At 73.5% G+C, this 11,933-nt stretch carries 9 protein-coding genes; 5 read left to right on the forward strand and 4 right to left on the reverse strand.

Annotated elements, in window-relative coordinates; translation table 11 throughout:
* The first annotated feature begins 114 nt into the window (after positions 1-114).
* From CP967_RS12350 to CP967_RS12360, 4 genes are all read left to right on the forward strand, one after another.
* Positions 115-2,301 carry an iron-containing redox enzyme family protein gene (locus CP967_RS12350; protein WP_150488039.1) on the forward strand — a complete coding sequence of 729 codons (2,187 nt, stop codon included), beginning with the start codon at positions 115-117 and terminating at the stop codon, positions 2,299-2,301.
* A gap of 138 nt (positions 2,302-2,439) precedes the next feature.
* Complete coding sequence (locus CP967_RS12355) at positions 2,440-4,293, forward strand: carbamoyltransferase family protein (RefSeq protein ID WP_150488040.1); 1,854 nt, start codon at positions 2,440-2,442, stop codon at positions 4,291-4,293.
* 75 nt (positions 4,294-4,368) lie between these two features.
* Positions 4,369-4,533 carry a hypothetical protein gene (locus CP967_RS33970; RefSeq protein ID WP_167535374.1) on the forward strand — a complete coding sequence of 55 codons (165 nt, stop codon included), beginning with the start codon at positions 4,369-4,371 and terminating at the stop codon, positions 4,531-4,533.
* A complete protein-coding gene (locus tag CP967_RS12360) occupies positions 4,530-5,789 on the forward strand; it encodes an ATP-grasp domain-containing protein (RefSeq protein ID WP_150488041.1) in 1,260 nt (419 codons plus the stop codon). Before CP967_RS33970 ends, CP967_RS12360 begins: the two co-directional genes overlap by 4 nt.
* Positions 5,790-5,929: 140 nt before the next feature.
* Here the strand turns inward: CP967_RS12360 and CP967_RS12365 are convergent, their stop codons facing one another.
* The gene (locus tag CP967_RS12365; protein WP_150488042.1) at positions 5,930-7,549 is read right to left on the reverse strand and encodes an ADP-ribosyltransferase domain-containing protein; all 1,620 of its coding nucleotides are present in this window, start codon (positions 7,547-7,549) and stop codon (positions 5,930-5,932) included.
* 231 nt (positions 7,550-7,780) lie between these two features.
* On the opposite strand from CP967_RS12365, the gene CP967_RS12370 reads away from it, so the two are divergent.
* Positions 7,781-8,461, forward strand: a complete 681-nt coding sequence (locus CP967_RS12370; protein ID WP_150488043.1) for a macro domain-containing protein — start codon at positions 7,781-7,783, stop codon at positions 8,459-8,461.
* Positions 8,462-8,504: 43 nt separating this feature from the next.
* Here CP967_RS12370 and CP967_RS12375 read toward each other — a convergent pair whose 3' ends face one another.
* Genes CP967_RS12375 through CP967_RS12385 form a run of 3 tightly spaced genes read right to left on the reverse strand, consistent with a single transcriptional unit; the run spans position 8,505 to position 11,800 of the window.
* Positions 8,505-9,548 carry a hypothetical protein gene (locus CP967_RS12375; protein ID WP_150488044.1) on the reverse strand — a complete coding sequence of 348 codons (1,044 nt, stop codon included), beginning with the start codon at positions 9,546-9,548 and terminating at the stop codon, positions 8,505-8,507.
* 11 nt (positions 9,549-9,559) lie between these two features.
* On the reverse strand, positions 9,560-10,495 hold the full coding sequence (locus CP967_RS12380; protein WP_150488045.1) for an N-acetylneuraminate synthase family protein: 936 nt from the start codon (positions 10,493-10,495) through the stop codon (positions 9,560-9,562).
* Positions 10,496-10,507: 12 nt separating this feature from the next.
* Positions 10,508-11,800 (reverse strand): acylneuraminate cytidylyltransferase, encoded by a 1,293-nt coding sequence (locus CP967_RS12385; RefSeq protein WP_150488046.1) that lies wholly within the window; start codon positions 11,798-11,800, stop codon positions 10,508-10,510.
* Between the last annotated feature and the right edge of the window lie 133 nt (positions 11,801-11,933).

Consider the following 11,933-nt stretch of genomic DNA (forward strand, 5'->3'; position numbering starts at 1 on the left):
GGGAAACGCCCATGCGTATCGTCCGCAAGATCCTCGAAGTGCTGCGGCTCCGGCGGAAGAAGCCGGACAACAGCTCCTCCATCTACCCGATGTTCTGAGGGCGGCCGGCCACCGATGACTTCCATGACCGCCCGCTCGCTCTACCCCCTGGTCTGCGACCCGGAGTGCACGGTGGCGGACACCGTCCGGGCCGGTGCGCTGCGCGCCGTCCTGGACGGGTCCCGGGACCCAAAGGCCGCCCAGGACGGCCTGGATCTCCTGCGCAAACGGATACGGACCTGGGCCGACGGGGAACGCGACCGGTTCGCCGCTCTCGCCGGGACCGCCCCCGCCGGCACCGGCCTGCACCGGTCGGCCGCCCGGGTCCTGCTCCAGTGCGCCCCGCTCGCCCTGGTCTCCGGTGCCTGGCTGTCCGGTTCCACCGGTATGGCCACCGCCGACGAACCGACGGCTCTGGCCGCGCTCACCCTGTACGCCTCGGACGTCGGGGTGGGGCGCCCGTACCGGTCCCGGGGCGACGCCTTCGCGGCGCTGCTCCGCGCCCTGGACTCCGCAGAGTACGCGGACCCGCCCGCCCGGACCGCCCTGGACCCGCGGATCCTGGACTCCTCCTTCGAACTCCCTTCCCTGCTTCTCCTGTTCGGGCGGATGGCCGAGGAGTTCCGGCCCGAGACCGCCGGCGCCGACCTGTGCCTGCGGGAGGCGGGACTGCTGCCTCCGCTCGCCCTGGTGCGCGCCGTCCACGGCGGGGAGCAGCGGGCCGACTGGGCGGCGCTCGACCCCGGGGCCCCGCGGCCGCTGGAGCCGGCGGGCGGGCTGGCCGGTTCGGCGGCCGTGGTGGAGACCCTCGCCGGGGACGGTGACGACGAGGACTCCCGCCGGGTGCTGGCGGGCTGCCGCTGGGCGTTCGACCGGCTCGTCGCCTGGTCGCAGGAGGTGTACCGGTTCGCCGGGGACATCGCCCGGCCGGAGCAGCAGGCCGCCGAGCTGATCCGGCTGCGCGCCCGTGAGGGGTCCGTCTACCACCACGCCTTCCAGCTGGCCGGACGGCCGCTGGCGACCTGGCTGGCCGAGGCCCGGCAGGACCCCTACCCCCTGATGTCCGCACTGGCCGCGAGCCGTCTGGTCCGCCCCGGGCAGCCGGAGCGGAGCGCGCTGGTCACCGGGCTGGTCGGGGAGCGGGGGGCGATGTTCCGGGTGTTCAGCCCCGAGGACCTGTCCGTGCTGCGGCAGTGGATCGCCTCGCTGCCGGCCCGGGACGGTACGGGCACCGGCGGCGACGCGGACACCACCGTGGAGGCCGGCACGGACACCGGTGCGCCGAGCGGTGCGGCGGCGGGCCCCGGTGCCGGTGCCGGTGCCGTACGCCCGGTGCCCGCCCTTCCCGCCTTCGGCGGCGGTCCGGACGGGCAGCCGCCCCGCGACCTGCGCGAGGCGTACGTACTGCTCCAGCGCCGCACCCAGTCACCGGCGCTCCGGTCGTGGGCCGTCAGCTACGTCCACGGCTGGCTCGGCCGGGCCCGCCACCGCATCGACCGCAGCGCGCTGCCGCTGCCCGCGGACTGGCCGGCCGAGGGGCTGCGGCCCTGGCTCGCCGCCCAGCACGACCGCCATGCCGAGGAGTTCGCCCAGAACCGGGAGGACGAGCTGCCCACCCGTGAGCAGCTGATCGACTCCACCGTGCAGCTGGCCCCGCTCACCATGATCGACGGGGGCTGGCTCCAGGGCTTCACCGACTACCGGCTGGCCTCCTCCCAGGTGGGCTACTCGCTGTTCGAGACCTACTGGGACGAGCTGGGCAACGGCCTGACGGCCCTCAACCACCCGCTGATCTACCGTGAGCTGGTCGAGGGCATGGGGGTCGGGCTGCCGCCCACCGGCTCCGCCGAATTCGCCCGCTGGGACGGCTTCCAGGACAGTTCGTTCGAGCTTCCGGTCTACTGGCTGGCCGTCGGACGCTTCCCGGTCACCTTCGAACCGGAGATCCTCGGCCTGAATCTGGCCATGGAGCTCTCCGGTGTCGGCGGCACCTACCGGCGGGCCCGGCTCGGACTGCGCAAGCACGGCTTCAGCACCCGCTTCGTGGACATCCACAACACCATCGACAACGTGGCCACCGGGCACTCCGCCTGGGCCGCCGACGCGATCGACAGCCATCTGTCCGCGCTGCCGGTGGGCGGCCCGTACCGGCAGGAGGCATGGCGGCGCGTCCGGGAGGGTTACCGCTCCCTCAACCCGCCCCGGTCCTTCCCCGCCTGGCTGGCCGACCGCCGGGCCAGGCTGGCCGCCCGCCCCCACTGACCACGGGCCGCCCCGCGGGCCGGCTCCCCGGCCCGTGCGCTCCCCCGCCCCGCACCCGCGGCCGTCCCCGCCGGCCCCGGACCGCCCCGCACCCGCGGCCGGCCCCGGAGCCGGGACAGAAAGGAACACGAGACAGCCATGCCAGACCTGGTGCTCGGCCTCTCGGCCTACTACCACGACAGCTCCGCCGCCCTCGTCGCCGACGGGGTCCCCGTCGCCGCGGCCCAGGAGGAACGCTTCTCCCGGATCCGCCACGACCCCGGGTTCCCCTCGCACGCCGTCCGCTACTGCCTGGACGAGGCGGGCGCCACCCTCGACGACGTCTCGGCGGTCTCCTACTACGAGGACCCGGAGCTGAAGTTCCGGCGGGTGCTCGCCACCTACCTCGGTGCCGCGCCCCGCGGCCATGCCGCCTTCCGCCGGTCGCTGCCGCAGTGGCTCTCCTGGAAGCGGACCACCACCACGACCGTCCGGCGTGAACTGGAGGCCCTCGGCCTCGGCCGGGTCCCGGAGGTCCAGCCGCGCCGCCACCACGAGTCCCACGCCGCCTCCGCCTTCTTCCCCAGCCCTTACGAGTCAGCCGCCGTGCTCTGCGTGGACGGGGTCGGCGAGTGGGCCACGACCACCCTGTGGCACGGGCGCGGCACCGCCCTGGAACCGCTGATGGAGCTGCGGTTCCCGCACTCGCTGGGCCTGCTCTACTCCGCCTTCACCTACTTCTGCGGCTTCAAGGTCGACTCGGGCGAGTACAAGGTGATGGGCCTGGCGCCGTACGGCACCCCGCGCTACGCCGACCTCATCCGGTCCACCCTGATCGACGTCAAGGAGGACGGCTCCTTCCGGCTCGACATGCGGTACTTCTCCTACCTCGCCGGTGAGGTCATGACCGGCCCGGCCTTCGAGAAGCTGTTCGGCGGCCCCCGGCGTACGCCGGAATCGCCGCTCACCCAGCGGGAGTTCGACCTCGCGGCCTCGGTGCAGGCGGTCACCGAGGAGGTGGTGCTGAAGCTGGCCAGGACCGCGCGGGAGCGTACCGGGGAACGGCACCTGTGCCTGGCCGGCGGGGTGGCGCTGAACTGCGTCGCCAACGGCAGGATCATCGAGGCGGGCGTCTTCGACGAGGTCTGGATCCAGCCGGCGGCCGGTGACGCGGGCGGAGCGCTGGGCAGCGCGCTCACCGTGGCCCTCGCGCGCGGGGCGGACCGCGGCCACCTGGGCACCGGACGGGACGCCATGTCCGGCTCGCTCCTCGGCCCGGCCTTCACCGACGAGGAGATCCGGACGTACCTGGACGGTGCGGGCGCCGTCCACACGAAGGCGGCCACCGACGGGGAACTGGCCGCGACGGTCGCCGGGCGGCTCGCCGAAGGCGCGGTGGTCGGCTGGTTCCAGGGGCGGATGGAGTTCGGACCGCGCGCGCTGGGGGCGCGCTCGATCCTGGGCGATCCGCGCGACCCGGCGATGCAGTCCGCGATGAACCTCAAGATCAAGTTCCGGGAGTCGTTCCGCCCCTTCGCTCCCTCGGTGCGCGCCGAGGACGCCAAGGACTGGTTCGAACTCGGCCAGGACAGTCCGTACATGCTGGTCGTCGCCCCGGTGGCGCCCTCCCGCCGGATCGAACCGCCGGCGCGGGACGACGGGGACGACGGCCGGCCGGAGGGCCTGGGGCTGCTCCAGGTCCAGCGCTCGACCGTCCCGGCGGTCACCCATGTCGACCACTCGGCCCGCGTGCAGACCGTCGACGCAGCGGCCTCCCCCGTGTACCACCGGCTGCTGACCGCGTTCAAGGAGCGGACCGGCTGCCCGATCCTGGTGAACACCTCGTTCAACGTACGCGGGGAGCCCATCGTGCACACGCCGGAGGACGCCTACACCTGCTTCATGCGCACCGGTATCGACGTGCTGGTCCTCGGCAACCACGTGCTGGAGAAGAAGGACCAGCCCGCATGGGAGGAGGAGCGGGACTGGCGCGACGCCATCCCCCTGGACTGACGCCGCCGGCCCGCCGTGTCCCGTCCGCGCGCCGCCCCCGCCGGGGCGGCGCCCCGCCCGGAAAGGTTCCACCCCGTGCGCAACCCCCTCTACTCCCTGCTCTTCTTCGTGGTGGTCGTCCCCGCCGGGCTGCTCGCCCGGCTGGTCAGGGACCCCATGACCCGGCGCCCGCAGCCCGGCGCCACCAGCTACTGGATCCCCGCCGACGGCCCTGTCGCGGGACGGAAGGACGCACGATGACCGACCCCGCCCCCGCACCCGGCCGCGACCGTGCCCTGGCCTTCATCGAGTCCAACATGACCGGGACAGGGGTCCAGGCGCTGCGTCTGGCCCGTGACATGGGGCTCAACCCGCTCTTCGTTACCAACGGCATGGAGAAGTACGAGACCGATCCCGCCACCGCCGGGGCGATCCGCGAACTCGCCGCCGGCATCCGGGTCTGCGACACCCAGGACCCGGACGCGGTGGAGAAGGAGCTGCGGGCGCACACCCTCCCCGTCTGCGGGGTCGTGACCGTCATGGAGTACTACGTGCCCCTGGCCACCGAGGCCGCCCGCCGTCTCGGTCTCCCCGGCCTGGACCCCGGCGCCGCCCAGGACGCCAGGAACAAGCTGCGCACCCGGGAGCGGTGTGCGGCGGCCGGGGTCCCGGTGCCCCGCTTCCACTTCGTCCTGACCGAGGAGGAGATCGACACCGCCCTCGCCGACACCGGACTGCCGTGCGTGGTCAAGCCGGTCGACGAATCGGCCAGCATCGGTGTGGAGCTCTGCCGTACCCGCGCGGAGGTGCGGGCGGCGGTGGCGGGCATCGCGGGCAGCGCGGTGAACTCCAAGGGACAGGCCCGGGTGCCGGGCGCGCTGCTGGAGCAGTGCCTCTTCGGCCCCGAGGTCAGCGTGGAGACCTTCACCTACGACGGCCGTACCCACGTCCTGGGGGTCACCGACAAACTGCTGGGCCCCACACCGCACTTCGTGGAGTTCGGGCACACCTTCCCCTCCGCCCTCGGCGAGCAGGCCGGCGCGGCCGCCGCCGTCGCGGTCTCGGCGCTGGCCGCCATCGGGTTCGACTTCGGTCCGGCCCATGTGGAGGCCAAGCTGACGCCGGACGGCCCGGTCCTGATCGAGATCAACGCCCGTACGGGCGGCGACTTCATCCCCGACCTCGTCGAGCACGCCCTGGGGGTCGCCCTCCTGGAACAGTCCCTGCGGGCCCACTCCGGGGAGCGGCCCGACCTGGAACCGGTCCGCCGCCGGGGCGCCGCCATCCGCTTCCTGGCCGGGCGCGACGGCACCGTACGCGAGGTCCCGGACGCCGGGATCCTGGAGCACTTCCCGGCGGTCGTGGCGCACCGGGTCAAGGCGGTGGCGGGGCAGACCACCACCTGGCCCGCCAACAGCCACCAGCGCCTGGGCCACGTCATGGCCGTCGCGGACACCGCCGCCCAGGCCGCCGCCGCCGCGGAGGCCGCCCTCTGCCACCTGGCCCCGCGTTACTGAGGCGGCACGGCGGGGGCGGCCGGCGGGCCCGCGGGCCGCGGCCGTCACCGCGCGGAGCAGCCTCGAACGCAGCACCCCCGGGGGCGGGCCCCCTGCCGCTTCACGTGGCACGCACCCCGCCCCCGGGGCCGGGCCGCGGCTCAGGACACCAGGGTCTGCTCCTCCAGTTCGGTCAGCCGCACCGTGCACAGGCCGCCGCGCTCCGTCCTGACGTCCGTCACCTTCAGCTGCGTACCCGGGGAGAGGATGAACTCCTCCTCCCCGGTGAAGGCCGAGAAGTCGCGGATGCCCACCGCCCGGCGCGGGGTCACCTCGAAGAGCGTCCGTCTGCCCCGTCCGCCGAGGAACGCCCGGGCCACGCCGAGCACGGGTGTGCAGGAGGAGACGCCCCACCAGGTCACGGTCCGGCCCAGCGGGTACTGCGCCCGCAGGTCCAGCGCCACCCCGCGCCACAACGGCCGCGTGTGCGCGGGGAGCTCGGACACCGCCGCGAAGAGCAGCCGCAGATAGGGGAGGTAGGGCACCACCCGGCTGCGGTCCGGGGACCGCAGCACGGCGTTGATCTTCCGGTAGAACTCCGACTCGCACGTGTAGAGGTGGAGGGCCGCGATCGTGTCCGCCGAGAGGACGCCGGTGCCCTCGTCGGCGCGCCTCTTCCCGAACTCGTCCGCCCGGTCGACGTGGTGGCCGATCGAGCGGAGCAGTTCGGCGACCGGGCCGACGGCGTCCCGGAAGCCCATGAGCGGGGTGTCGAACACCCCGGTGATCCCCGGGAGGACGAGACCTTCGTCCTTGACCCCCGAAAGCCGCTCCAGGTACTGCTGGTGCAGTTCCATGGTCGATGCGATGAAGGCCCCCATCCGCTCGGAGACACCGCTCTGCGCCCCGCCCGGGGCGGACGCGGTCCCGTTCCACCCCTTGCTCGGCAGCCAGTCGATCCCGTCGGCCCCCACGGCCGCGAGGGCGTCGTTGACCAGGGTGAAGTGGTCGCCGTCGCAGAAGATGTCGCCCTGCGCCGCCGGGTTGGCGTGGTCGATGTGCCGGACCTCGACCCCGGGGTACTTCTTCTGGATGCGGAGGACGGCCGTCTTCAGGCTGCGCGCGTGGGCACCCCACCAGGCGAAGACGACCCCGCGGTCCTCCTCGTCGGCGTGCTGCTTGGCCCTGAAGATCTCCTCGACGATCCGCTCGGCGACGGGCCGCCAGAACCCCGTGTGCCGGTCGGTCCCCATCGCCCCGTCGGCGCTGGCGGTGAGGGACGTGTTCAGCAGCAGCACCCCCTGGGTGAGCATCGCCTGGAACCACTCCGGCGGCTGGACGGTGTCCCGCTCGGCGAGCAGCGCGCGGACGTCCTTGATCGGGGTCTTCTTGGGTATGCCGTACTTCCACATGGCCGCCGCCTTGATGAGGCAGCGGATGCTGACGACCCGTCCGAACCTGCTGTCCTTCCAGTCGTGGAAGGTGTTGTCGAACATGGCGATACCGGTGGCGCTCTCCGGCCGCGGGTACGGGTTCTGCCCGAAGGCGACGACCTTCCACTTGTGCGGCGGGTTCGGCTTGAGCGCCTGGAAGGTGAGTTCACGGACCGGTACGACGTCCGGGCCGCGGTCCGCGCCGATGAACGCGGCCGCGTCCGGCCGCGCCTCGATGGCCGGCTTCAGCAGCGGAAGCCACGGCTCACCGCCGCCCTGGAACAGCTCGGCCAGAGCGAGCGGGTCGTTCGGGTCAGGCGTGGTGGCCGGGGTGTTGACATCGCTCATGGTGGAAGCGCTCCGGGATTCTGGCCGTGCGGACAAAGGCGGGGCGGAGGCGCGGGCGGGGAAGCCGCCGGCGCACCGCACCCCAAGCCGTGCTGAGGGGCGAGGAGTTGTCCAGGACCCTAGACCCGCGGTCTGACAACGGGGGGCCGGCTCCTGTCGTCCGGCGGCCTGTCAGTGGGGGGCGGTAGCGTCCGGAGAAGTGGAGGAGCCACCTCTCGAACGGAGTGAACGATGACCGCGAGCCGCCCGCAGCCGACACCTCTCAGGGTGATCCTGACCGACCTCAGCACCGAGGTGGTCGAATCCTGGCGGGCGGCGTTCGCCGACACCCCGGAGATCGAGATCCGCAAGGGATCGATCCTCGGAGTGGCGGCCGACGCCTGGGTCAGCCCGACCAACTCCAAGGGCCGTATGGACGGCGGCACCGACGCGGCCGTCAAGCGGCACCTCGGGGCCGGCATCCAGCTGCGCGTGCAGCAGGCGATCCGCGACCGGTTCGCGGGGACCCTCCCCGTGGGCAGCGCGGTGTGCGTGCCCTCCGGGGCGGTCAACCCGAAGTTCCTGATACCGACGCCCACGATGACCGGTTCCTCGGAGAACGTGAGCCGGACGCTGAACGTCGCCCTGGCCTGCGCCGCCGCCTTCCAGGCCGTCCACCGGCAGAACGAGAGCGCCCCGGGCAGTATCCGGTCGGTCGCCCTGGTCGGCATGGGTGCCCGTACCGGCCGGGTCCCGGCCCGGGTCTGCGCCAACCTGATGTGGACGGGCTACACCCTCTTCAACGACCACTACTTCGAGGACTTCGACGACCTGCGCGCCACGATCACCGCCCAGCTCCACGACATCGAGACCGCCCCGCCGGCCCAGCGGGTCCGCATCACCCCGCCGGCCCCCAGGACCGCCCGACGCTGACCGGCCGGGCCCGGCCTCTCGTCCCCCGCCGTCCCGCTCCGGCTCACCCCTCCGCGGCCGCCGTCATCCGCCACGGCGACAGCCGCTGGACGTCCCGGGCCGTTTCCGTGACGCCGCTCAGGAAGCCCTGGGCGCGGGGGGAGGCGGTGTCACGGAGCCACTGGGGGGCTATGTCGCAGACAGCGACCTTCACACCGGTGCCGGCCAGCGCCAGCGGGAGGGTGTGGACCACCGTGGAGGGGAAGCTCAGGACCGTGTGGCCGACCGGGCCGCGCCGGGCGATGAGTTCCAGGGGGAGGTCCGGGCGGACGATCTCCAGACCGGTGGCGGACTCCAGGGCGTGGAGTTTGTCCGCGGACTCCCTGCGGTGGGCGAAGTAGCGGGTCGCCCCGTGTGCCCGGGCCAGGGCCGCCACCGCCTCCTGGTACGGCACCGTGTCGATCACCCCCGTCTCGACCAGTGAGGTACCGACCAGGTCGGCGCCTTTGGTGACGGTGGGCGGGCCGAAGCGGTCCCGGGTCCAGGCGAAGGTGTTCGACGTGACCTCGACTCCCTCGGGAGTCTCCACGGGCATCGCCGTGAACACCTCCACCGTCCGGTGTCCCGAGGGCACGAAGCTGCGCCGGGCCACGGCGGTGACCGGGGCCAGGGCCATCTCGCGCGGCCCCCGGCTGCCGCGCCGGTGCCAGCGCACCAGGCGTTCACCGCGTGCGAGCTGGGCGGTGAACTCCATGGTGGCGGTGCCGTCGTCGACGACCGTGACCCGGCGGGGGCGGGCCATCGACAGCAGCAGCTGTACGTACCGGGAGAACGGGTCCCCGATGACGATCCGGTCGGCCGCGCGGACCAGACCGGCCAGCGCCCGCAGGGCCTTGAGGGGCGCGCCGGTCTCCCCGCGCGCCTCCTGCCAGCGGACGGTGACGCCCTCGTCGCGGGCCAGCTCCGCCATCCTGCGCAGCTGACCGCGCGACATCGGGTCGACCGGGGGGAGGACGACGACGGTGGTGCCGCCGTGCCCTCCCCGGGCGTGGGTCCACTCCAGGACGTTCAGGAGCTGGACCGGGCTCTCGACGAAGGCGAGGTTCACCGGTCGGCCCGTCAGACCGCGACCGGCTCGGCGGCCGGAGCGTTCCCGGCCTCGGCGACGACGCCCGCGACGCGGCGCAGCTTCTTCATCGGGCCGAGCTCCGACTCGTAGACCCTCTTGACGCCGTCACCGAGGGACGCCTCGATGGTGCGGATGTCGCGGACCAGGCGCGTGAGGCCCTGCGGCTCGACGGAGGCGGCCTGGTCGGAGCCCCACATGGCGCGGTCGAGGGTGATGTGGCGCTCGACGAAGGTGGCGCCGAGCGCGACGGCGGCCAGGGTGGTCTGGAGGCCCGTCTCGTGGCCGCTGTAACCGATCGGCACGTTCGGGTACTCCTGCTGGAGGGTGTTGATGACCCGCAGGTTCAGCTCCTCGGCCTTCGCCGGGTACGTCGACGTGGCGTGGCAGAGCAGGATGTTGTCGCTGCCGAGGACCTCGACGGCGTGCCGGATCTGACGGGGCGTCGACATGCCGGTGGAGAGGATGACGGTGCGGCCGGTGGCGCGCAGCGCGCGCAGCAGCTCGTCGTCGGTGAGGGAGGCGGAGGCCACCTTGTGGGCGGGGACGTCGAACTTCTCCAGGAAGGCGACGGCCTCGGTGTCCCACGGGGAGGCGAACCAGTCGATGCCGCGCTCGGCGCAGTGCTCGGCGATGGCGGTGTACTCCGCCTCGCCGAACTCCACGCGGTGGCGGTAGTCGATGTACGTCATCCGGCCCCAGGGAGTGTCGCGCTCGATGTCCCACTGGTCGCGCGGGGTGCAGATCTCCGGGGTGCGCTTCTGGAACTTCACGGCGTCGCAGCCGGCTTCGGCGGCCACGTCGATCAGCGCGAGGGCGTTGTCGAGGTCGCCGTTGTGGTTGATGCCGATCTCACCCGTGACGTAGACGGGGTGGCCGGGGCCGGCGGTGCGGGAGCCGAAGGTGCGCAGGCGGGAGGTGCTGCTCATGGTGGTGCTTCCTTACTCGGAGGGGGTGGCGGGGGTTTCGGTGGTGAGGGTGGTGGCAGGGGTTTCGGTGGTGAGGGTGGGGCCCAGGAGCCAGGCCGCGATCTCGCGGACGGCACCCGAGCCGCCGGGGGTGGTCGTGACGGCGCGCGCCGCGGCGCGTACCGAGTCGTGGGCGCTCGCGACGGCGACGGGCCAGCCGACGAGGCCGAAGCAGGGCAGGTCGTTGACGTCGTTTCCGACGTAGAGCACCCGTCCGGGATCGACGGACTGCTCCTCGCACCACTGCTTGAGCGCCAGGTCCTTGCGGTCGATGCCGTGCAGGACGGGCACCCTGAGCTTGTGGGCGCGGGCGGCGACGACCGGGTTCCGTTCGGTCGACAGGATCAGCAGCGGTACGCCGGCCTCGCGCAGGGCGGCGACACCGAGGCCGTCCCCGCGGTGCACGGAGACGATCTCGCGTCCGTCGGAGTCGATGAGGACCCGGTCGTCGGTCTGGGTGCCGTCGAAGTCGAGGACGACCGCGTCGATGTCCTCGCGCGAGGGCAGCGGTGACGGGTCGAGCAGTGGCGCGAGTGCCCGGGCGCGGGCCAGGTCGTGCGGGTCGTCGATCTCCAGCACCCGGGCCGGGTCGGTCTTCACCAGCGCGGTGTCGCCGAAGAACCGGTGCCGGTAGGTGCGGAAGCCGGCCACGTCCATGGCGTAGGCGGCCCCGGTCTCCAGGTAGTCCTGGGGGCGGTCCTGGCGCCGGGGGCGTACGGACTTGTCGTGGTTGACGCCGTAGGTGCCGTCCTCGACGGCGTTGCCGTCCCGCCAGACGAAGCCGTGGAAGGGCGCGACGGTGACGGCGGTGTCGGCCCCGTCGCGGGCCACGGCGGCGGCGACGCCGTCGATGTCCTCGCGGGTGAGGAAGGGGCTGGTGCACTGCACGAGGAGGACCACGTCGGCGCCGTGCCCGGGGCGCATCGCCTCGTAGGCGTCCAGGGCGTGCAGGACCGCGGCCTCGCTGGTGGCGGTGTCACCGGCGATCGCGGCGGGGCGGCTGACGCAGTGCAGCCGGCCCGACTCCCCCAGCACGTCGCCGGCGGCACGGGCCGCCTCGGCGACGGCCGGGTCGTCGGTGGTGACGACGACGTCGGTGACCTCGGCGGAGGCGAGACAGGCACGGACCGCGCGGGCCACCAGGGGGGCGCCGGCGACCTGGGCGAGGTTCTTGCCCGGGACGCCCTTGGACCCGCCGCGGGCGGGGATCACGGCGACCACGGTGCGCGCGGCCGGAGGCCGGGCCGGGGACGGTGGCGGGGTCATGGGTGCTCCTGAAGTGATGGACGCGCCTGAAGGGGTGGATGCGGCGGAGGGGACGGAGACGCCCGGAGCGGCGGACGCGCCGGAAGGGACGGAGACGCCCGGAGCCGTGGACGCGCCGGGAGGCGCGGGCGGA

This window comes from Streptomyces nitrosporeus (assembly GCF_008704555.1).
GTDB lineage: Bacteria > Actinomycetota > Actinomycetes > Streptomycetales > Streptomycetaceae > Streptomyces > Streptomyces nitrosporeus.

Excerpts from the sequence above, each read along its gene's own strand:
- CP967_RS12370 (WP_150488043.1), top strand. The coding sequence starts at position 7,781 with ATGACCGCGAGCCGCCCGCAGCCGACACCTCTCAGGGTGATCCTGACC.
- CP967_RS12385 (WP_150488046.1), bottom strand. The coding sequence starts at position 11,800 with ATGACCCCGCCACCGTCCCCGGCCCGGCCTCCGGCCGCGCGCACCGTG.
- CP967_RS12360 (WP_150488041.1), top strand. The coding sequence starts at position 4,530 with ATGACCGACCCCGCCCCCGCACCCGGCCGCGACCGTGCCCTGGCCTTC.
- CP967_RS12380 (WP_150488045.1), bottom strand. The coding sequence starts at position 10,495 with ATGAGCAGCACCTCCCGCCTGCGCACCTTCGGCTCCCGCACCGCCGGC.
- CP967_RS12350 (WP_150488039.1), top strand. The coding sequence starts at position 115 with ATGACTTCCATGACCGCCCGCTCGCTCTACCCCCTGGTCTGCGACCCG.
- CP967_RS12355 (WP_150488040.1), top strand. The coding sequence starts at position 2,440 with ATGCCAGACCTGGTGCTCGGCCTCTCGGCCTACTACCACGACAGCTCC.
- CP967_RS12365 (WP_150488042.1), bottom strand. The coding sequence starts at position 7,549 with ATGAGCGATGTCAACACCCCGGCCACCACGCCTGACCCGAACGACCCG.